The organism is Streptomyces pseudovenezuelae (genome assembly GCF_001513955.1).
Lineage (GTDB): Bacteria > Actinomycetota > Actinomycetes > Streptomycetales > Streptomycetaceae > Streptomyces > Streptomyces pseudovenezuelae.
Genome location: NZ_KQ948147.1, coordinates 551,307 through 572,876 on the forward strand (window position 1 = coordinate 551,307; position 21,570 = coordinate 572,876).

Consider the following 21,570-nt stretch of genomic DNA (forward strand, 5'->3'; position numbering starts at 1 on the left):
AGCGGCGCAGGGCGGCTCGGGGGTCGTCGGGGGAGTCGGTCGGACCCTGCCCGGCGCCAGGCTGGGGAGGGCGATCCCCGCTCCCGGAGCCGCCTGGTCGTGCCAGATACCCGGTCGGGGTCAGGGGGCCTCGGTGAGGGCCTGTTCGGCGTCGTAGCCGTAGATCCAGCCGTTGGCCGCCAAGGGGTCGGAGGTGGTGAGGGCGGCGTCGCGGGCTTGCTGTTCGCGGCCGTCGGGGAGGTGGTTGATGTCCCGGCGGGTGCGGCTGAGGTGCTGGAGTCGGGTGGTGCGGGCGAGGCGCGCGGACTCGTACCGGCGCAGAGCGGCGCGGGGGTCGTCGGGGGAGTCGGCGAGGCAGCGGGCCAGCACCGCCGCGTCCTCGACGGCCTGGGCCGCCCCCTGTGCGAAGAAGGGAAACATCGGGTGGGCGGCGTCGCCGAGCAGCGTGATCCCGCCCCGGCTCCACCGGCGCAGCGGCGCCCGGTCCAGCAGGGCCCAGCGGCCAGGGGTGCCACCGGCCGCGATCAGGGCCCGTACCCGTGGGTCCCAGTCGGCGAACTGGGCCCCGAACTCCTCGGGGGAGGCCGTCGCGCTCCAGGACTCGTGGGTGTGGTCACCGGCCGGGGCGACGGCGACGACGTTGATGGCTTCGCCACCGGCGATCGGATAGTGCACGAAGTGCCGTCCGGGCCCCAGCCAGACGGTGTGGGTCGGCCGCCGCGCGAACTCCGGAGCTGTCGCGGCGGGCACCAGGGTGCGGAAGGCGCACAGCCCGGAGTGCTCCGGCGGGGCGGGCTCGGTGACCGCGCCTCGGACGACCGAGTGCACCCCGTCGGCGCCGATCACGACATCCGCCCGCGCCAGGCTGCCGTCGGCGAAGCGGAGCACCACACCGTCCCCGGCGGTCTCGTCGACCGACGTGCACCGGGCGCCCAGCCGGATCCACTCGCCCGGCACGGCGGACCTGAGGGCGCTGAGCAGATCGGCCCGGTGCAGGCCGTAGGTCCGCTCGCCGTAGAGCCGCTCGCAGACGCCGGTGAGCTGCTCCACCGAGAGCACCGAACCGTCCGTCCAGCGCCGGAACTCCCAGGCGCGTTCCAGTGCCACGGCCCGCCGCAGGAACGGCCCCAGCACGCCGAGGCGACGCAGCAGCCGTACGACATTGGGGGCCGCCACCAGACCGGCGCCGACCTCGGCGAGCACGGACGCCTGCTCGTGGACCGTGGCCGTCAGACCCGCGCGCCGCAGGAAGCCGGCGGCGGCGAGACCGCCGATGCCACCGCCGACGACGGCGATCCGCGGACCGTGAGGGAGGGCGGGCATCCGTCCACTCTATGCGGCACCCGGCAGGTCCGCAGCAGGTGAACACCGTGCCAACGTCCGTCGGGTGGAGGGGATTTGCCGAGATGAGGCTGTATGCGGACAGGACGGCGAGGGGCGGGCGCCTGCGGATGCGGCCGTCGCCGCAGAGGACGAGCGGGCCCCCTGAGCACAGGGCCGTTCGGGTGTTCTGCTGTGCTTCTCCTCACCCGGCTCCCACAAATTTACTAGGACGTCCTACTATTTTCTCAGCTCGCGTTCTTCGACGTGTCCTGGGAAGGCTCCGCCATGAGCGATCTGCATCGCCCCGTCCACCCCGTCCGCCTGGTCACCGCCTCGGCGCTGTTCGACGGGCACGACGCCTCGATCAACATCATGCGACGGATCTTCCAGTCGCAGGGCGCCGAAGTCATTCACCTCGGCCACAACCGATCCGTGCGGGAGGTCGTGGACGCGGCCCTGGAGGAGGACGCGCACGGCGTGGCCGTCTCCTCCTACCAGGGCGGACATGTCGAGTACTTCGAGTACCTGGTGGCCTCGCTGCGGAAGCAGGGCGCGGAGCACATCCGGGTGGTGGGCGGCGGCGGCGGAGTGATCGTGCCGGAGGAGATCGCCCGGCTCCGGGAGAGCGGGGTGACGATCTTCTCCCCCGAGGACGGTCAGCGACTGGGTCTCGCGGGCATGGTGAACTCGGTCGTCAAGGACTGCGACTTCGACCTCTGGGACGGCAGGCCGGCCGACCTCACCGCGGTGCTGACCGGTGACCGGTTCGCGATCGCCCGCGCCCTGACCGGCGCCGAACTCGGCAAGCTGCCCGAGGAGTTCCGGCGCCAGCTGCGGGCCACGGCGGCCGCGCGGAACGTTCCGGTGCTCGGCATCACCGGCACCGGCGGTTCCGGGAAGTCGTCCCTGACCGACGAACTGGTACGACGGTTCCGCGTCGACCAGCGGGACGGCCTGCGCATCGCCGTGATCGCGGTCGACCCGACCCGTAGGCGGGGCGGTGGGGCGCTGCTCGGTGACCGGATCCGGATGAACTCCCTGGACGGCGAGCGGGTGTTCTTCCGCAGCCTCGCCACTCGCGGCAGCCGCGAGCTGCCCGAACACCTCTCCGACGTGATCGACGTCGTGAAGGCCGCCGGATTCGACCTGGTGATCGTGGAGACCCCGGGCATCGGCCAGGGCGACGCGGCGATCGTGCCGTTCGTCGACGCCTCCCTGTACGTGATGACTCCGGAGTTCGGCGCGGCCTCGCAGCTGGAGAAGATCGACATGCTCGACTTCGCCGACGTCGTGGCGATCAACAAGTTCGAGCGGCGCGGCGCCAAGGACGCCCTGCGGGACGTGGGCCGCCAACTCGTCCGCAACCGAGAGGCGTTCGGGAAGCGGCCCGAGGACATGCCCGTGTACGGCACCTCCGCGGCCACCTTCAACGACGACGGGGTCACCGCGCTCTATCAGCACCTCAAGGACACTCTGGCGGAGAAGGGCCTGCCGCTGTCCGAGGGGGCGCTGGAGCGGGCGGACGTACGCCACTCCTCCGGCATCCGCCAGGTGGTTCCCGCCGACCGGGTGCGCTACCTCGCCGAGATCACCGACGCCGTCCGCGGCTACCACGCCGAGACACTGCGACTGGCCGAGCAGGCGCGGCGGGTCCAGCGGCTGCAGATGGTCGAGGGCGAGCTCGCCGACGCCGGCCTGGACTCCGAGGACGTGCGGTCCCTGCTGACCGAGGCGCGCCGGCAGCTGCCGTACGAGATCACGGAGCAGATCACGAACTGGCCCTCGGTGATCGCTTCTTACTCGGGTGACGAGCAGGTCGTGAAGGTCCGCGACCGGGAGATCCGCACCAAGCTGACCCGTGAGTCGCTGTCGGGCAACAAGATCCCCCGCGTCGCCCTGCCCCGCTTCACCGACCACGGCGAACTGGTCCGGTTCTGGCGGGCGGAGAACCTGCCCGGTCACTTCCCCTTCACCGCCGGGGTGTTCCCCTTCAAGCGCGACGGCGAGGACCCGGCCCGCATGTTCGCCGGGGAGGGTGATCCCTTCCGTACCAACCGCCGATTCAAGCTCCTGTCGGAGGGCCAGCCGGCCACCCGCCTGTCCACCGCCTTCGACTCCGTCACCCTCTACGGCCGCGACCCCGACGAGCGCCCCGACATCTACGGCAAGGTCGGCACCTCCGGCGTCTCGGTGGCCACCCTGGAGGACATGAAGGCGCTCTACGACGGCTTCGACCTGGTGGCGCCCACGACCTCCGTGTCCATGACGATCAACGGACCCGCGCCGGCGATCCTGGCGTTCTTCCTCAACACCGCGATCGACCAGCAGACCGAGCGGTTCCGTGCCGAGGAGGGCCGCGACCCCTCGCCCGAGGAGACGGCCGAACTGCGCGCGCACGCGCTGGCGAACGTGCGCGGCACCGTGCAGGCCGACATCCTCAAGGAGGACCAGGGCCAGAACACCTGCCTGTTCTCCACCGAGTTCTCCCTGCGGATGATGGCCGACATCCAGGAGTGGTTCATCGCCCACCAGGTCCGCAACTTCTACTCGGTGTCCATCTCCGGCTACCACATCGCCGAAGCCGGCGCGAACCCCATCAGCCAGCTCGCCTTCACCCTGGCCAACGGCTTCACCTACGTCGAGGCCTATCTCGCCCGCGGCATGCGCGTCGACGACTTCGCCCCCAACCTGTCGTTCTTCTTCTCCAACGGCATGGACCCCGAATACTCCGTGCTCGGCCGGGTCGCCCGCCGTATCTGGGCGGTCGCGATGAAGGAGAAGTACGGCGCCGGCGAGCGCAGCCAGAAGCTGAAGTACCACGTCCAGACCTCCGGACGCTCCCTGCACGCGCAGGAGATGGACTTCAACGACATCCGCACCACGCTCCAGGCGCTCATCGCCATCTACGACAACTGCAACAGCCTGCACACCAACGCCTACGACGAGGCCGTGACCACCCCCACCGAGGAGTCCGTCCGCCGGGCCCTGGCCATCCAGCTGATCATCAACCGGGAATGGGGCCTCGCGATGAACGAGAACCCGCTCCAGGGGTCGTTCATCATCGACGAACTCACCGACCTGGTCGAGGAAGCCGTGCTTCAGGAGTTCGAGCGGATCAGCGAACGCGGCGGTGTGCTCGGGGCCATGGAGACCGGCTATCAGCGCGGCCGTATCCAGGACGAGTCGATGCTCTACGAGCAGCGCAAGCACGACGGTTCCCTGCCCCTGATCGGCGTCAACACCTTCCGCAACCCCCACGCCGACACCGCCGAGCCCGGCGTCGTCGAACTCGCCCGCGCCACCGAGGAGGAGAAGCAGTCCCAGCTGGAGCGGGTACGGGACTTCCACGCCCGCCACCACGACGAGGCCCAGGCCGCCCTCGCCGCCCTCAAGGACGCGGCGGTACGGGGCGAGAACGTGTTCGCGGTGCTCATGGACGCCACCCGGGTCTGCTCCCTCCAGCAGATCACCGAGGCCTTCTTCGAGGTCGGCGGCCAGTACCGGCGCAACGTCTGATCCACGCCGTTACGACAGTCGCCGTGAGCCGGGAGGCAGCACCCCCGGCTTCACGGCGACTGTCCCGATGCCGTGCCGGCTCCGCCGCCCACCGGTGAGGAGGACCAGCGCCGCTACGACGACCGTCAGGACACCGCCGCCCGTCACGGTCCACGGGACCCCGAGGGCGGCGCCTGCCGTACCGTGCAGGAGGTCGCCCAGGCGTGTCCCTCCGGCCGCCACCACCGTGTCGATCCTCTGGAGCCGGCCGCGCACGCCGTCAGGACGGCCGTCTGCAGCACCGTCTTCCGGAAGACCCCGAGCGCGAGGAGCGCACCGCCGGCCAGGAGCAGCCATACCACGGCTGCGGGCAGTGAGCGTGCCGTCCCGAACCCCGCGACCGCCAGGCCCCACGTCCCGGCGGACACCGCCACCGCGACACCGTGGCGGTGGACGCGGGTGAAGGCCCCGGAGACCAGCGCGGCCAGGACACCACCGGCCGGCCGAGGGACAGGGCGGCGAAGTCGCAGAGATAGATCCTCAGCAAGACCTGACGTGACATCACCATCCGTATGCCGTAAGCAATCTGACGCAGCACCGGCTCGTGCCGTCGCTCACCGCCGCGCTCCGCGGGGCAGCGCGGGCAGCCGCCACACCGCCCACACCGTGGCGCAGACGGCGACCGAGTCCGCCAGATACAGCGTCCCGCTCCCGATGGCCGGCAGCAGACCACCGGCCAGCAGCGGTCCGGCGACCCCGGCCGACAGCAGGACCATCGACTGCAGGGCGTTGGCGGCGGGAAGCAGCTCGGGGCGCACCAGACGCGGTGTCACGGCCCTGCTCACCGTGGAGTTGGCGCCGAACAGCGCCTGCGGCGCCCCCACCAGCACGAGCAGTGCACCGACCGACCGGAGATCCGCCCGCGCCTGCGCCCACAGCAGCAGAGACGTCACCCCGATGCCGGCCGCGGTCGTCAGCAGCACCCGCCGCCGGTCCCGTACATCGGCGAGCGCCCCGGCCCACAGCGCCGCCGCGGCCATCGGGGCGAGGCCCACCCAGGCCGACGAACCGGAGAACGGGTAGATCTGCAACGGGACGACGAACGCGGTCAGTTGAGCCCCGAGGGCGGTCACGATCTCCGCGGCCCACACCCAAGGTCAACCGACGAGGGCGCGCACCCGGGCGAGCAGAGGCCGCGCAACGGCAGTCCAGGACGCCGGCGGTTGCCCGGCGTCAGCCCCGCGGTGCCGCCGTGCTGCCCCTCACCACCAGCCGCGTCGGGACGAGATCGGTGCCGGGCCGGCCGCCCTCACCCGCGCGGATCTGCTGCAGCACCTTCTGGACACAGCGGTGCCCCACCTCCGCGAAGTCCTGGTGCACGGTGGTGAGCGGCGGTACGAAGTACGCCGCGTCGGGAATGTCGTCGAAACCGACCACGCTGACGTCGTACGGCACGGACAGCCCCCGCTCGTGGAACGCGCGCAGCAGCCCCAGCGCCATCTGGTCGTTGGCGGCGAACACGGCGGTGCAGTCCGGTGGTTCGGCGAGCACGAGCCCGGCCGCGTATCCGGACTCGGCCGACCAGTCCCCGTAGAGCGCGGGCGGCACCGGCCGCCCGGCCTCCCGGAGCACCGCGCGCCAGGCCTGGGCCCGCCGCTGCCCCGCGAAGGACGCCTGCGGTCCGGTGACATGCCATACGGTCCGGTGGCCCAGGTCGAGCAGATGCTGCACGGCCTGCCGGGCGCCGTCCGCCTGATCGGTGTCGACCACGCTGTGACGGTCGCCGGCGTCGGAGTCCACCACGACGACATGCACGCCGGGCGGCAGCTGCACCGTCCCGGTGTCGAGGAGATGGATCTCCATGATGACGATGACCGCGTCCACGGCCAGCTCGCCCATGCGCGTGAAGGCGCCCAGCACGTTGTCCTGCGTCGGGACGTCGATGGGGATCAGGGTGATCGCGTACCCCTCGGCCGCCGCATGGGTGGCGATCGCCTCCACCGTGCGGCTGTTGCCCGTGGAGGACAGGCTGAACAGGATCACGCCGATGGTGTTGAACTGGCCGTACCGCAGCGCCCGCGCGGCACTGTTGGGGCGGTAGCCCAGTTCCCGCATCGCCGCCAGGACCTGCTCGCGCGTCGAACTGATCACGCCCGGGTGACCGTTGGAGACCCGTGAGACGGTCTGCGAGGAGACACCCGCGAGCTTGGCCACGTCGGCCATGGACACGCGCTGCTTGCGTCTGCCTCCGGGGACACCGGATCCTCCCCGCTCCACCACTGCTGCCTCCTCCGTCCGCACACGAACCTGTTGCGTGTCGTATCGGATGTTACGTGTGGGAAACCTTGACGGTCGCCGAGGCGGATGCCACGATTCCGGCGCCGTCATGTTTACGTAAACATGCTGTCATTCCGAAAGGGTTTGGTCGATGCGCAAGACCCCCGTCAGCACCCGTCGCGCCCCGAGGCTGCGTGCCTCGCTCGTCGCCGTCGCGATCGCCGCGATCAGCGGCGCCACCCTCACCGGCAGCCCCGCCTCCGCCGCCGCGCCGACCACCGACACGACCCAGTTCAAGGGCGTCAACTGGGCCGACCCGCGCGACAACTTCGCCGACGACGAGCTCCAGCTGTCGGGCCTGTCGACCTCCGACACCTACGCCCAGACCTACATCAAGGCGAGCCGCATCATCTCGGCGTTCCGCGCCAACCTCGGCGCCAACACCGTCCGGCTGCCGATCAACCCGTACACCGTCAACGGCTCCTACTGGAAGTCGTACAAGGGCGTCATCGACGCCGCGACGGCCCACGGCTTCAAGGTCATCGTGTCCTACTGGGAGGGCACCGGTGACCGCAAGGACGGCTACATCGACGACGAGGCCACCTACTGGCCGATGTGGAACACCGTCGTCAAGGCCTACAAGGGCAACTCCCGGGTCTACTTCGAGCCGATGAACGAGCCGCACGGCTACACCGACGCCCAGTGGGCCGACATCGCCGCGAAGTGGCTGGACACCTACAAGTCGGTGCCGCGCAACCGCGTCTTCGTCAGCGGCGCCGGCTACAACGACCACGTCACCACGGTGTGCGCCGACCCCCGCCTGAAGGGCACCTACCTGTCGCTGCACCACTACGGCTTCTGGAAGTCGTACGCCACCTACGACGAGTGGGTCGCCGACCTGAAGGTGCGCATCGGCGACTGTGCGAACCGGACCGTGGCGGACGAGTTCGGCGCGCCGATGACGACCGGCCTGAACTACAACGTGAAGACCCCGGACGACAACTTCGTCAACTACGTGCAGGCCGTCACCGACACCTTCCGTGAGCTGAAGATGGGCTCGGTGTACTGGCCGGGCCTGCGCACCGACGACATCTACTCGGTGCAGAAGCTCGTCGGTCCGTCGGCCCGCCCGTGGCTGGAGACCACCAACCGGACCGGCGCCGACCGCCTCGCCTGGGCCTGGGGCCGCGGCAAGCCCGTCCAGGGCTGATCCCGCACGCCCCGTCCGGCCGCGGTGCCTTCCGGTACCGCGGCCGACCGGCGTCCGGGGCGGCCGATCGGACATGGCCGACTCGCGCCCTACCCACGCCCTCCTGAACTGCCCAGACTGCTGGACAGGGACACCGGGGGGAGGCCGCCGTGGCCAGGCGCCGAAGGGGTACGGCCGCGCGCAGAAGGCGGGCGCGGAGGATCAGGTCGGGCGCGGGAGGCGGCGCGGTGGCGCTGCTCCTCCTGGTGGTGTTCTGGACGCGCGTGTGGCCGTATCTGTTGGGTTTCCTGCTGGTCGGTGCGGCGGGGACGATCGGATGGTGGCTGTGGCGCACGGACCGGCTGCTGCGCGCCGGGGACCGTCGTCGGCGCGAGGAGGACGCGTTGCGGGCCGGCCGGCGGACCCTCGCCGAGGTGGACGTCATGACGGGCACCGAGTTCGAGGAACTGGTCGCGGGACTGTGCCGCCGCGACGGGTGCACGCAGGTCCGCCGGGTGGGCGGGGCGGGCGACAACGGCGCCGACGTCCTCGGGCGGCTGCCGGACGGGCGGACCATGGTCGTCCAGTGCAAACGGTACGCGCCGAGCCGGGCGATCCCGAACCGCGAGCTGCGCGATCTGGTGGGCGCCCGGGTGCACTTCGGCGCCGACGTGGCCGTCTTCGTGACGACCTCGCGCTTCACCGGACCCTCCGAGAAGTTCGCCGTGCAGCACGACATCCTCGCCGTGCACCGCGACCTCCTCGGCCTGTGGAACAACGGGGCCTGTCTCCTGGCGGTGGCCGGGGTGAACGGCCGCGGCCAGGGCGACGCCCGGCACCGGGCCCGCTGGAAGCAGGCGTACGGCGGCTGAAGTACGGGGAGACGCAGGTCACATCTGGACGTGTCACAATCCGGCGGCCCATTCAGTCATAGGTGTGTAGCCATCAACAACGGCCGAAGGAGCACACCATGGAAGCCCGACTCGACGTCTTCGCCAGCCCGCTGACCGGCAAGCTGCTGAAGCACTTCGCCGCCGCGGGCAAGGTGGTCACGGACTCGGGACTGCCGGTGACGACCCAGGAACTGGTGAAGATCCGCGCGAGCCAGATCAACGGCTGCGGGTTCTGCCTCGACATGCACACCAAGGAGGCCGCCGCCGCGGGCGAGACCGCGCAGCGCCTCCACATGGTCGCGGCCTGGCGTGAGGCCAAGGTCTTCACCGAGGCCGAGCGGGCCGCGCTGGAGCTGGCGGAGCAGGGCACCCGCCTCGCCGACGGGACCGGCGTGCCGGACGAGGTCTGGGAGAACGCGGCCAAGCACTACGACGAGGAGCAGCTCTTCGCGCTGGTCTCCCTGATCGCCGTCATCAACGCCTTCAACCGGCTGAACGTCATGACCCAGCAGCCGGCCGGAGACTACGTGGTCGGTCAGTTCGGCTGAGCCTGACGGGCCGGATGGCCGGACCGGGGGCTGCAGACCCCGGGCCCGACCTCGGCCCCTGGACCGGCGCGCGGCGGCCTCTCCCGTGGACGCCGGTCACACCTGCCGGTGCTCGATCCCCAGCAGACTCGCCGCGGCCCCGAAGTCGGCGCCGTGGTGCCCCACCGCCAGCGACCAGTGATGCCCGACCCCCGTCGCGCTCCACGCGTCCACCCACTCGCCGGGATCCCGGCCGAAGTCGACCCGGCTGGTGGTGTTCCCGATCTCCAGCAGCGGCCCGGGGACGACCGTACCCTGCGAGGTGATGAACGACAGGCTGCCGTCGGCGTCCTGGCCCAGCCCGAGCAGGGTCACGGGCCCGTGCCGCACGTCGAACTCGACGCTGACACCCCAGCCGCGCTTGCCGTGGTAGACACCGAGGCCGCGCAGCAGCGGATCGCGGGCACTGAGCGCGAGGTGGGCGGGACCGTCGTGGCCCATCTCCACCACCCCGTCCTCGAAGTTCAGCGCCTGGATCTCCGTGAAGGAACCCCCGGCGCCGACGCTCTGCGAGGCCAACTGGGCGAGGCTGGTGCGCAGTTCGAACTCGCCGGCCGCGGGCACTCCCCGGGCGGTGAGCAGGGAGGCGCCCAGGATCATGCCGGCGCCGAGCCGTTCGTGCTGCTCGCCGTCCAGTCCCCGGTGGTAGTACGCGAGGGTGTCGAGGCCGAAGTCCTCCACCAGCCGGTCCAGCGCCACCGACACGGTCGCGCCCCACGCGAAGTCCTCGTCGACCACACTGTCGTCGACGGTGAAGATCCGCCGGGCGAGCTCCACCCGCTCCCGGGTCTCCGCCTCCGTCACCTGCTCCACCCGGTGCCGCAGATCGTCGAACTCCAGCACCTCGACATGCGACCCGAACGTCGCCGACAGCAGCGTCGGATCGGTCTGCACGTCGAGCATCCCGGGATACACGTGCCCCATGAGCCCGTGCCGGGCGTGCCGGAGCGCGGCCCGGACGTGCGCGGCCCGCACCCACCGCTCGATGCGCCGCCACGCCGACTCCTGGCGCAGCCAGCCCGACACCGACCGGAAGGGGATACCGGCCCGGCGGAAGACGTTGCCGACCTCAGGCACGGAGCACTGCGAGCAGTACGCCAGCCAGTCGCCCGTGTCGAAGGAGGCGTGGTCCATCCGCTCGGACGGCTGGAGGTCGACCACCAGGACCGGGGTGTTGGTGCGCTGTGCGATCGGCAGCACCATCGACGAGGTCAGATAGGTCGTCAGGAACAGCACGATCAGATCGCAGTCCACGCGTCGGAGCCGCTCGGCGGCCGCCGCGCCCTCCTGCGCGTCGGAGACGAACCCGGCGTCCGTCACCTCCGCGTCCAACCGGCCCAGTCGCTCGGCGACATAGGCCGCCGACTCCTTCAACTGGGGCAGCAGTCCCGGGAACTGCGGCCAGTAGGTGCCGAGGCCGCCGGAGACGAGGCCGATCCGCGGGCGGCGCCGGGTCACGGGCGGGAGCAACTCGCCCAGGCCGGTTTCCCGTTCACCGGCGTACGTCGTGGTGGATTCGGTCGTCGCCATGGTCGGCGCTCCTTCGGGATGCGGTTCAGGCCTGCGCGACCTTCAGATCCGCCGGTGCGGTGGCGGCCGGGGACGCGCGGGGGACGAGGACACGGACGATGTACAGACCCGCGAAGGCCGACAGCGCCATGCAGCCGGTGATGACCCAGAGCAACAGGCTGGGGCTGCGGTCGAGCAGGGCGGGCGTGACGAACGCGACGCCCGCGAAGACCCCGCGCGAGACGGCATAGGTGATCCCCTGTGTGGTGCCCCGGGTCTCCGCGGGCAGGGTCAGCTGCGACCACACCTTGTAGTTGGCCTCGCCCGCGAAGGGATAGGACAGCTGGTAGAGGACGTAGAAGACGAGGAAGCCGACGATGGCGCCCAGGGTGAGCGTGCCGATCGCGAAGGCCGCGATCTGCACGACCGTGGCGATGTAGAACATGCGGTCGCGCCGCGGGCCGTCGGCGATCCGGACGAAGGCGAGCGTCAGCAGCAGGCCGATCGGCAGACAGGCGAGGTTGATGCCGGTGGCCACGCTCTGCGAGGCACCGCTGACGGTGACCAGCAGATACGTCGTGAACTGGCCCATGGTGTTGGCGCCCAGGCCCCAGGTGACGTAGAAGGCGAAGGTCGCGAGCATGGGCACCAGGGCGGCACGGGTCCAGACGTTCTTGAGCGCGACCCCCTGTTCGGCGGCCGGCTTGTCGACCGGGACCTCGTCCTGGGCCGGATCCGGGCCGGTGGCCAGCTCCAGCCGGGAGCGCAGATGCCAGGTGACCAGTGCGGCGACCGCCAGATGGGCGGTGATGAGCCGCGCCCCGATCATGCCGGTGTCCGACAGGGCGAACCCGGCGAAGACCACGACGATGATGCCCAGCATCCACATGACCTGCGTGAACGCGATGAGCCGACCCCGGGCGTGGTCGGGGGAGGCGTCCGAGACCACGGCCAGGGACGTCGGCAGGTCGGCGCCGGCCGCGAGACCGGCGAGCAGCACACCCACCAGAAGGGTGATGTCGTCGGGCGCGAGCGTGATGATGACCGCCCCGACGGCGTAGCAGAGGATGTCGAGGTTGTAGAGCCGGCGGCGGCCGAACACGTCGGCGAGCCGTCCGCCGACGAGGGAGCCGACGGCGATGCAGATGGTGACGATCGCGCTGATGGCGCCGGCCATCCAGACGCCCATGTCGTAGGCGTCCCGGTAGATGGCCAGGTTGACGCCGATGCTCACGATGAGAGCGGCGTCGAGGTAGGACGCCATGCCGGAGAGGGTCGCGACCTTCCACAGGCGCTTCTCGATGGGCGGTTCCGGCTGGCTGGGGGCAGGCGAGGTTCGGGCCATGATGCGGCTCCGTCTGGGGAGAGGGGGTCCGAGCGGAGGGGGACGTCGCTGTTCTCGGCCGATGTCCAGCGACTATAGGAGGGTAAAAACGTTCCAACAAGACGTCATGCGGCCATCCGTGGAAACGACCTGACGGCCCCGCAGCTCTGGTGGGCACCGTGGGGGTGTCCTACGGTGAGGCTGACGTAAAACGTTTTTGATCCGTGAGAGTGTCCGGGCCGTAGTCGGAAGGACCCATCCGTGATCTCTCCAGCCCTGCGACAGCTGTTCGACAACCCGCCCCGGGACTTCGGCCCCACCCCGCTGTGGTGGTGGTCCGGCGCGAAGGTGACCCGCGACCGTCTGGCCTGGCAGCTGCGCCGGTTCGCGGACGGCGGCGTCCACAACCTCGTGGTGATCAACCTGGCACCGGCCGGCCCCACCTTCGGCGCCCGCACCGACGACCCGGTGTGGTTCGGCGAGGAGTGGTGGGCCCGCTTCACGGACGCCTGCGAGCTCGCCGGGGACCTGGGCACCCGCCTGTGGTTCTACGACCAGATCGGCTTCTCCGGCGCCAACGTCCAGGGGAGCATCACCCGAAAGCACCCCGAGGCGGCGGGCCGCGCCCTGCGCTCGCGTCGGACGGTCGTCTCCGGCGGCACCGTCGCACTGCGGGGCACGGAGACGCTGGTGGGTGCCTACGACAGCGCGGGCGGCCGCCTGCCGGTCGCCGGCCCGGCGCGGGTCGAGGCCCCCGACGGAACCGAGGTGCGCCTGGTCCTCGCCGTCCCCACGGCCTTCGACTATCTGGACCCGCAATCCGTCGGTCGCCTGTTCGACGCCATCCATCACGAGTACGACCGCCGCGTACCCGGGTACCTGGGCAACGTCATCGCCGGCAGCTTCCAGGACGAGCTGCCCGCCACCAACTCCTGGACCGCCCGGTTCCCCGAGGAGTTCCGCACCCGACGCGGCTACGACCTCCTCGAACACCTCCCCGCCCTGTTCGCGGGGGACGACTCCGACCGGGCCCAGAGGATCCGCGCCGACTACTACGCCGTCCGCGCCGAACTCACCGAGGAGGCCCTGTTCCGTCCCCTCGCCGCCTGGCACGAGGAGCGCGGCCTGCTCCTGGGGTGCGACCAGAGCCACCCCGCCCGCTCCGGCTTCCCGGCCCAGTCGACGCAGCTCTACACGGACTACTTCCGCACCCACCGCTGGTACAGTGCCGCCGGCAGTGACCACCACGGCGACGCCAAGGTCCACTCCTCCATGGCCCACCTCTACGGCCACGAGCGCGTCTGGATCGAGTCGTTCCACTCCTCCGGCTGGGGCGGCACCCTGGAGGAGACCTACGACTGGCTGCTGCCGTTCCTGCGCAGCGGCGCCAACCTCTACAACCCGCACGCCAGTTACTTCGGCACCGCGGGCGGCTGGTTCGAGTGGGCGCCGCCGTCCACCGACTGGCGCCAGCCATACTGGCGGCAGTACCCCGCCTTCTCCCGTGCCGTCGCCCGGATCTGCTCCATCCTGTCCTGGGGCGCCTACAGCGCCGACGTCGCCGTCCTGCACCCCACCGCCACCATGCAGGCCCTCCTTCCCCTGGACGCTCCCGTCCAGCACTTCGGCGACGGCCGCCTCGGTGAGGACCACGCCGACGTCGACGAGACCCAGCGCGACTACCTGGAGCTGTGCGGCACCAACAACTGGCTGGGGCCCTCCGTCGGAGCACTCGACCGCCACCGCGTCTCCTTCGACGTCATCGACGACGCCTCCGTCCAGGGCGCCAAGGCCGGCGACGGGGCCCTGCGCGTCAGGGACCTGACCTACACCGCGGTCCTGCTGCCCTCGGCGAGCGTCCTGGAGCACGAGACGGCCCGCCGCCTGGCCGAACTCCTCGACGCCGGAGGACGGGTCGTGGTCGTCGGCAGGCCGCCCGCACAGGCGGCCGGGCTCACCGGCGACGACTCGGTCGTGACCGCGCTGCTGGACCATCCCCGGCTGGAGCGGGTGACCGACGCCGAGGCCGCCGCGGCGGCGGTGGCCGACGCCGCCGGATACGCCACGGGCGAGGTGCCGCTCCTCGTCAGGAGGAAGGGCGACGAGGCCGTCGCGCTGGTCACGGGGGCGTTCCCCGACGCCCGTACGGATCCGGCCGGGGGGCGCCACGAGATCGACCCCGCGCGCTACGCCCGGACCTCCTCCGTCACCGTGCGGGCCCCGGTCGCCGAGGCCGAGATCTGGAACCCGGCGACCGGCACCCGCCGCCCGGGACGGGTCACCGTCACCGACGGAGTCTCGACCGTCGAGGTGCCGCTGGACGGAGCCCCCGCCGTCCTCGTCGTATGGCGCGAAGGGCCGCCGGTGGACGCCGGGCCCCCGTCGGCCACGGCGTCGACGCAGTGGATCGACCTGTCGACCGGCTGGGAGGGCCGGCTCGCGCCCACCCTGGACAACACCTGGGGCGACCTGGCCCTGCCCGCCGGAGCCTCTCTCGCCGAACCGCAGATCTGGACCATGCGGTGGACCGAGACCGAGGACTCCTGGGAACCCGTCCGGGCCACCTACGGCAACCGCGTCCGTGTCCTGCCGCCCGTCCCCTCCGGTCAGGCCCCGGCACCTCTGGACCCCGCGGCCGTCGCACAAGTCCTCGCCGGGACACTGGACTTGGCTCCCGCGGACTGGGGTGTCTCGCTGTACTCGTCGAGTCGCGGCATCCCGGACCCGGACGGTCTGCTCGGCAACAAGGGCCTGGTGCCGGAGGAGTTCGTCCGCGTCCCGGTGCCCGTGAACGGGACGGTCGCCCGGGTCAGGACCGTCGTGGAGACCGACCACCGCGGGCCCGCCGACCTGCACATCGGCGCGGCGGCGGTCAAACGCGTGTGGTGGAACGGCAGTCGACTGGACACCGGCGACGGCTATCTGGCGTCGGCCCGGGTCGAGGTCGAACAGGCCCGCAATGTGCTGGAGTACGAGCTGGCCGACGCCCAGGACCGACCGCAGACCATCTCGGGCGCCGCCGACACCCCCTTGGGCAGCTACTTCTGTCTGTCCCGCCCCGACGGGTTCGCGCCGCGCCCCCTGTTCATGCGCCTGCCCGACGGTGTGCGGCCGGACGGCAGCGTGACCTACCGCGGCCGGATCAGCGCCCCGGGCCGGGGAGCGGCGGCGGTCCTCGTCGTGGGCGCCGCGGTGGGCGTGACCGTCCTGCTCGACGGAGCCGTCGTGGCACGCCAGGAGAAGGTGGAGTACTACGAGTCCGACTGGGGCGCGGTTCCGATGTTCTTCCGGCACGAACTGACGCTGAGCGGCGGCGATCACGTGCTCGATGTCGTGGCCGACAGCGTCGACGCGCGCGACGGGATCTATGTCGACCTCGTGGCGGACGCGACCGCCTTGGTCAGCGGCCCGGGTTGGGAGGCCCGGACGGGACAGTGGCACGGGCCGACCGTCGAACACGTGGGCCGTTGGGGGGAGTTGCAGCACTGCGGCGCCGCGGTACGGCCGCACCCGCTGCCCGGGGCCGAGTGGTTGGCCGGCGCCCCGGTGCTCGGCTCGTCCGTACTGCCGCTGCGGTCCACCGACGATCTTCGGGAGGCCGGGCAGCGCTTCCGGTTCACCGTGCCGGCGGGGACCGTGTCACTCGACCTGCCACTGGAACTCCCCGCCCGGGTGAGCGTCGACGGCGGCCCCGAACTGCCTCTGGAGGGACCCGAACTGACGTGGGACCGACCGCTCGGCAAGGCCGCCGAGTGTGAAGTGGTCACCGCGCCCACGGCCGTTCTGCGCGGGGGCTCCGCCTGGAGCGGCCCGGTACGGGTCCGCACAGTGCCGGCGCCCTTGCCGCTGGGGGAGTGGAGTGAGCTGGGCCTGGGCGGTTGGAGCGGGGGTGTGACCTATGCGCGGACCCTGGAGGTGCCGGCCGGGCCGGACCCGGTGCTGGATCTGGGGCGGGTGCGCGGCAGCGTGGAGGTGCGCGTCGACGGTGAACTCGTCGGCGAGGCGTTCTGCGCGCCGTACCGCTTCGGGCTGCGGGGCACCGCCGGGCGTACCGTCCGCCTCGACGTGACCGTCCACAACACGCTGGCCCCGTATCTCGCCGAGGCCACGCCGACCGCCTGGGCCTTCCCCTCCCAGCTTCCGTCGGGGCTGCTGGGGCCGGTGCGGCTAGAACGGCGCGTCTGAGGAAGCGCGCGTGGAGTCCCGCAGGACCAGCGCCGGAGCGAACACCCGTGCCTCGTGCGCGTGTTCCGTGCGGGCCTCCACCTCGTCCAGGAGCATCTCGACGGCCGCCCGGCCGAGCTCCTCGACCGGCTGGCGGACCGTCGTCAGGGTGGTGCCGACGAAGCTCGCGATGTCCAGGTCGCCGTAACCGACCACCTGCACGTCCTCGGGGATCTTGACTCCGCGCTCGCCGAGCGCCCGGCACAGCCCGGCCGCGAGGAAGTCGTTGGTGCAGAACACCCCGTCGGGCAACTCGTCCAGGCCGTGGGCGATGTCGCTGCCGTAGGCCACCGTCATCTCCTCGGCGACCACCTGGCCGAGCCGGGCCTCGCGCCGGGTGCGCACGGCCTGGCGGGCGCCCTGGTAGCGGTCGGCGCACTGACGGATCGTGCGCTCACCGTTGACCACCAGGATGTCGCGCGCGCCTCGGTCGAGGAGGTGCTGCACGGCGACGCGGCCGCCCGCGATGTCGTCGACGGAGACCGAACAGCCCTCCTGGGCGGGCATCGCGCGGTCCGCCAGCACGAGCGGGATACCGCGCTCGCGCATGCGTGACAGCCGGGTGGGGTCGGCGCTGAGCGGGACCACCACCGCGCCGACCGCCCGCTGTTCTATGAGCATGGTGAAGTAGCCCTGCTCCCGCTCCGGCGCGTCCCCGCTGTCGCACAGCACGAGGGAATAGCCGTGTTCGTAGGCCGCGTCCGCGGCGCCGCGCGCGATGCGCGAGTAGAAGGAGTTGGCCACGTCCGGCAGCACCAGGCCGATCGACGACGAGTGCCCGGTGCGCAGACCGGCGGCTCCCGGATGGGGGACGTAGTCGAGAGCGGCGACGGCGTCGCGGACGCGCTCCGCGGTGCGGGCGTTGACCCGCTCGGGCCGGTTCAGGACGTTCGACACCGTGGAGACCGAGACCCCGGCGGCGGCCGCGACGTCCTGGATACGGGCGGGGCGAACCGAAATGGCGTCCACCCCCTCGCTGTTGCAGCCGTACGACCAGGCAGGACGTAGTCCTCGGACGCTCTCTCCCATGGGCGACGCAAGTCTACCCCGGGCACGGATAAAACGTTTTCCGTGCCGGTGCAACTCCCTGGACGCGGTGGGCGCCCGGAAGACGCCGGCCGTCGCCGACGACCACATGGACCGGACGTACTTCCTGTGCGGCGACGTGGACTTCGGCTGAGCCGCATCGAAAATCCGGCGAACCCGCACACCGTTCACCGGCCGGTCACGCGGAAACTGAACCGTAGTCATGACCGCACGGTCGCAGGGCGTTTTGGTGGTGGAGTGTCCGGCTTGGGAACCGCACGGCGATGAAGGGCCGGACACCACCGCGGCAAATCCTGTGAAGAACCCGGTGGATTGCGTGACCGTGTTGCGACGCCGGTGAAGCCGGGAACCGAACCGCCCGGTGAACCGGGGTCGGCCGACTGGCCGTGTCCATGCCCGGCGTGCTTCCATCCGGTGTCCCCACCTCCTCGAGGATTGCTCATGCGAAAGGAACCGCGCGCCATGAACGTCGCCCCCCACATCGAGGCCGCCGAGCTCACCGACGCCGACCTGGACCAGGTCTCCGGCGGTGTCGCCGCCGCGACCGCCGCCGGTCTCCACCTCCAGGTGGCGCACCTCGAGGTCTGCGCCGACGCCGGTGCCTTCGTCTCCGCCGAGGGTGTCGCGCTCGGCGTCAACGCCCACGTCGGCGTGAACTGACCGAACACCCGCCACGGGCCCCGGATCCTGTGATCCGGGGCCCGTCGTGGTTCCCGGGGGCACCCGCCGCGCCGCCTGCGGGAACGACGGTGACGCCGACGGCCGAGGCGGTGCCATGCTGGCAGTCCGGAGCGTTTCAGGAGGCCCTCATGCACGAGCAGCCGTCCCTTCTCGCCGCGCTGGTGTCCGCCCTGCGGGCCGGCTCGATCGAGGTCGTCGATCTCACCTCGCCGTTGTCCTCCTCCACACCGGTGATCCAGCTTCCGCCGCAGTTCGGCCAGACGGCGGTCTTCGAGCTGGAGCAGATCAGCCGGTACGACGACCGTGGACCGGCCTGGTACTGGAACAATTTCCGCAGCGGAGAGCACACCGGCACCCACTTCGACGCCCCGAACCACTGGGTGACCGGAAAGGACCTCGCCGACGTGGCGTCCGTGCCGGCGCAGCGGCTGATCGCCCCCGCCGCCGTCCTGGACTTCACCGCCGAGGCGGCCAAGGACCCCGACTTCCTCGTGGAGGTGGACCACGTCAGGATCTGGGAGGAACACAACGGGCCGCTGCCGGACGGGGGCTGGCTGTTCCTGCGCACCGGCTGGGACGCCCGCTCGCACTCCCAGGAGGCCTTTCTCAACGCCGACGAGAACGGCCCGCACACACCCGGCCTGTCCCCGGAGTGCGCCCGCTGGGTCGCCGAGGAGTCGCCCGTCATCGGCCTCGGTGTGGAGACGGTCGGTACGGACGCCGGGCGCGGGCACTCCTTCGACCCCGCCTTCCCCTGCCACTCGTATCTGATGGGCAGCGGCAAGTACGGCCTGACCCAGCTCCAGAACCTGGCCGCGCTGCCCGCCACCGGCAGCGTCGTGGTCGCGGGACCGCTGCCCATCGTCGCGGGCTCCGGCTCGCCCGCGCGCGTGCTGGCACTGGTGGAGCGGTCATGAAGGTCGCGGAGGCCGTCGGACGGGCGCTGCACGCGGCCGGGATCGAGCAGGTCTTCGGCGTCGTCGGGTCCGGGAACTTCCATCTGACCAACGCCTTGGTCGCGGCCGGCGCCCGCTTCGTCGCCGCCCGCCACGAGGGCGGCGCGGCGACGATGGCCGACGCCTACGCGCGCGTGAGCGGCACGGTGGCCGCCGTCAGCGTCCACCAGGGGCCCGGGCTGACCAACGCGATGACGGGGATCGCCGAAGCGGCCAAGAGCCGTACCCCCCTGGTGGTGCTCGCGGCCGAGGTCACCCGGCCGACCTCCAACTTCTACGTCGACCAGGACGCGCTGGGCGCCGCGGTGGGCGCGGTGCCGCTGCGGATCACCTCGGCCGGGACCGCCGTCGAACAGGCGTGCACGGCGGTGCGGCGCGCTCTGCACGAGCGGCGTACGGTGCTGCTCAACCTCCCTCTGGAGGTACAGGCGTCGGACGCCCCCGACGGTGCCCTCGCGCAGGCGGCGCCCCCGCCGCCGCGACCGGCGGTCGAACCGGACGCCTCCGAAGTGGCCGCCCTGACACGGCTGTTGGAGCAGTCCCGGCGACCGGTCTTCGTGGCCGGGCGCGGCTCACGCTCGCCCGCCGCCCGGGACGCCCTCGAAGCCCTCGCCGAGCGCTGCGGCGCGCTGCCGGCGACCTCGGCCGTGGCGCGCGGTCTGTTCCACGACAACCCCTGGTCGCTCGACGTGTCCGGAGGCTTCGCCTCGCCCCTGGCGGCGGAACTGATCGGCGGCGCCGACCTGATCGTCGGCTGGGGCTGCACACTGAACATGTGGACCATGCGGCACGGCGCCCTCATCGGCGCCGGCACGGCGGTGGTGCAGGTCGACGACGACGCCTCGGCACTCGGCGCGCACCGGGAGCTGACTCTCGGCGTCACCGGCGATGTCGAACGCACCGCGCGGCACGTCCTGGCCGCCTTCAGCGGGACCCGGCAGGGCCTGCGGACCCCCGGCACCGCCGAGGCCCTCGCCGCGCGCCTGCGCTGGCGGGACCTGCCGTACGAGGACACGAGCACCCGTGACCGGATCGACCCCCGCACCCTCAGCATCGCGCTCGACGACATCCTGCCGGCGGAGCGGGTGGTCGGCGTCGACTCCGGGAACTTCATGGGGCACCCGAGCATGTTCCTGTCGGTGCCGGACCAGGACGGCTTCTGCTTCACCCAGGCCTACCAGTCGATCGGCCTCGGCCTCGCCACCGCGATCGGGGCGGCCCTGGCCCGGCCGGACCGGCTGCCGGTGGCCGCGCTCGGCGACGGCGGCGCCCTGATGGGCGCCGCCGACCTCGACACCGTACGCAGGCTCGGGCTCCCCATGGTCGTCGTCGTGTACAACGACGACGCCTACGGAGCGGAGGTGCACCACTTCGGCCCCGAAGGACACCCGCTCGACACCGTCGAGTTCCCGCCGACCGACATCGCGGCGGTGGCCCGCGGCTACGGCTTCGAGGCGGTGACCGTGCGCACGCAGGCGGATCTGAAGGCCGTGGAGGACTGGGTCGCCGGCCCGCGATCCGCCCCGCTGCTGGTCGACGCCAAGGTGGTGCGGGACAGCGGGGCGTGGTGGCTGGAGGAGGCGTTCCGCGGGCATTAGGACCGACGGCCGGGGGAGGGGGCCGGCAGGAGCCCCGGACCGGAGGAAAGCGGGAGCGCGGCGGCCCGGGGTGTGCGGGCCTGGCGGGCCTGTCGCACCGGGGAGCACCGACGCCCGCAGGCCCCCGCCTCGCCCCGGTCACGGACAGCGGCGACGAGTACCGCTGGGAGCCGGTGCCGGACTGCTGGTCGGTGCGGCGCCGGACGGACGGACCCGGCGCGGGCGGTCTTCCTCACCGGCACCGGTGCCTGGGGCCGGGACGCGGCGCCCCACCGCCGTTCACGACCCTGGCGTGGCGCCTGAGCCACCTCGGCGAGATGCTCCTCCTGCGCCGCCGACCACACGACGGGCACCCACACCCTCACCCGCGACGGCGATCGCGTCAGCGGCACCGCCGACACCGACCCCGACACCGTCGGCCGCCGCACCCGTCCGCACGGGAGCGACGGCACCGACCGGCCGGCCAC

General features: G+C 71.8%; 16 protein-coding genes and 1 pseudogene. 10 read left to right on the forward strand and 7 right to left on the reverse strand.

The genetic code is table 11. The annotated features are described in order from the left end of the window. Positions 1-120: 120 nt before the first annotated feature. On the reverse strand, positions 121-1,323 hold the full coding sequence (locus tag AQI94_RS18775) for an FAD-dependent monooxygenase (protein ID WP_031039148.1): 1,203 nt from the start codon (positions 1,321-1,323) through the stop codon (positions 121-123). A gap of 285 nt (positions 1,324-1,608) precedes the next feature. Between AQI94_RS18775 and icmF the strand changes: the two genes are divergently transcribed. Beyond that, positions 1,609-4,839, forward strand: coding sequence for a fused isobutyryl-CoA mutase/GTPase IcmF (gene icmF / locus AQI94_RS18780; RefSeq protein ID WP_031039146.1), 3,231 nt, complete (start codon positions 1,609-1,611; stop codon positions 4,837-4,839). 9 nt (positions 4,840-4,848) lie between these two features. On the opposite strand, the gene AQI94_RS45300 is transcribed toward icmF, so the two are convergent. The 3 genes from AQI94_RS45300 to AQI94_RS18795 all read right to left on the reverse strand — a co-directional run bounded on the left by AQI94_RS45300 (position 4,849) and on the right by AQI94_RS18795 (position 7,098). Continuing rightward, positions 4,849-5,094, reverse strand: a complete 246-nt coding sequence (locus AQI94_RS45300; protein WP_051831933.1) for a hypothetical protein — start codon at positions 5,092-5,094, stop codon at positions 4,849-4,851. A gap of 338 nt (positions 5,095-5,432) precedes the next feature. Next, entirely contained in the window at positions 5,433-5,951 is a 519-nt protein-coding gene (locus AQI94_RS45305; protein ID WP_199814291.1) for an MFS transporter, read from the reverse strand. Between the two features lie 100 nt (positions 5,952-6,051). Next, positions 6,052-7,098: a LacI family DNA-binding transcriptional regulator gene (locus tag AQI94_RS18795; RefSeq protein WP_031039144.1), complete on the reverse strand. Its 1,047-nt coding sequence runs from the start codon at positions 7,096-7,098 to the stop codon at positions 6,052-6,054. A gap of 148 nt (positions 7,099-7,246) precedes the next feature. On the opposite strand from AQI94_RS18795, the gene AQI94_RS18800 reads away from it, so the two are divergent. The 3 genes from AQI94_RS18800 to AQI94_RS18810 all read left to right on the forward strand — a co-directional run bounded on the left by AQI94_RS18800 (position 7,247) and on the right by AQI94_RS18810 (position 9,725). Continuing rightward, positions 7,247-8,305, forward strand: a complete 1,059-nt coding sequence (locus tag AQI94_RS18800) for a glycoside hydrolase family 5 protein (RefSeq protein WP_031039142.1) — start codon at positions 7,247-7,249, stop codon at positions 8,303-8,305. Between the two features lie 227 nt (positions 8,306-8,532). After that, on the forward strand, positions 8,533-9,156 hold the full coding sequence (locus AQI94_RS18805; RefSeq protein WP_031039140.1) for a restriction endonuclease: 624 nt from the start codon (positions 8,533-8,535) through the stop codon (positions 9,154-9,156). 98 nt (positions 9,157-9,254) lie between these two features. Continuing rightward, positions 9,255-9,725 (forward strand): carboxymuconolactone decarboxylase family protein, encoded by a 471-nt coding sequence (locus AQI94_RS18810; protein WP_031039139.1) that lies wholly within the window; start codon positions 9,255-9,257, stop codon positions 9,723-9,725. A 96-nt stretch (positions 9,726-9,821) separates the two neighbouring features. Here AQI94_RS18810 and AQI94_RS18815 read toward each other — a convergent pair whose 3' ends face one another. Beyond that, on the reverse strand, positions 9,822-11,294 hold the full coding sequence (locus tag AQI94_RS18815; protein ID WP_031039137.1) for an L-fucose/L-arabinose isomerase family protein: 1,473 nt from the start codon (positions 11,292-11,294) through the stop codon (positions 9,822-9,824). Between the two features lie 25 nt (positions 11,295-11,319). After that, positions 11,320-12,618, reverse strand: a complete 1,299-nt coding sequence (locus AQI94_RS18820) for an MFS transporter (protein ID WP_031039135.1) — start codon at positions 12,616-12,618, stop codon at positions 11,320-11,322. Between the two features lie 240 nt (positions 12,619-12,858). On the opposite strand from AQI94_RS18820, the gene AQI94_RS18825 reads away from it, so the two are divergent. Continuing rightward, the gene (locus AQI94_RS18825) at positions 12,859-16,782 is read left to right on the forward strand and encodes a glycosyl hydrolase (RefSeq protein WP_031039133.1); all 3,924 of its coding nucleotides are present in this window, start codon (positions 12,859-12,861) and stop codon (positions 16,780-16,782) included. Here AQI94_RS18825 and AQI94_RS18830 read toward each other — a convergent pair. Beyond that, a complete protein-coding gene (locus AQI94_RS18830) occupies positions 16,765-17,790 on the reverse strand; it encodes a LacI family DNA-binding transcriptional regulator (protein WP_031039131.1) in 1,026 nt (341 codons plus the stop codon). The genes AQI94_RS18825 and AQI94_RS18830 overlap by 18 nt on opposite strands. Positions 17,791-17,848: 58 nt before the next feature. Between AQI94_RS18830 and AQI94_RS44615 the strand changes: the two genes are divergently transcribed. From AQI94_RS44615 to AQI94_RS45640, 5 genes and pseudogenes are all read left to right on the forward strand, one after another. Continuing rightward, a complete protein-coding gene (locus AQI94_RS44615; RefSeq protein WP_158806171.1) occupies positions 17,849-18,001 on the forward strand; it encodes a hypothetical protein in 153 nt (50 codons plus the stop codon). Positions 18,002-18,309: 308 nt separating this feature from the next. Continuing rightward, on the forward strand, positions 18,310-18,528 hold the full coding sequence (locus AQI94_RS18835; protein ID WP_225890214.1) for a hypothetical protein: 219 nt from the start codon (positions 18,310-18,312) through the stop codon (positions 18,526-18,528). Between the two features lie 149 nt (positions 18,529-18,677). Next, positions 18,678-19,466 (forward strand): cyclase family protein, encoded by a 789-nt coding sequence (locus AQI94_RS18840; RefSeq protein ID WP_031039126.1) that lies wholly within the window; start codon positions 18,678-18,680, stop codon positions 19,464-19,466. Next, a complete protein-coding gene (locus AQI94_RS18845) occupies positions 19,463-21,103 on the forward strand; it encodes a thiamine pyrophosphate-binding protein (RefSeq protein ID WP_062229829.1) in 1,641 nt (546 codons plus the stop codon). The genes AQI94_RS18840 and AQI94_RS18845 overlap by 4 nt, the downstream gene beginning before the upstream one ends. A gap of 80 nt (positions 21,104-21,183) precedes the next feature. Beyond that, positions 21,184-21,559 (forward strand): annotated as a pseudogene (locus AQI94_RS45640) (DinB family protein); the annotation flags it as partial. Between the last annotated feature and the right edge of the window lie 11 nt (positions 21,560-21,570).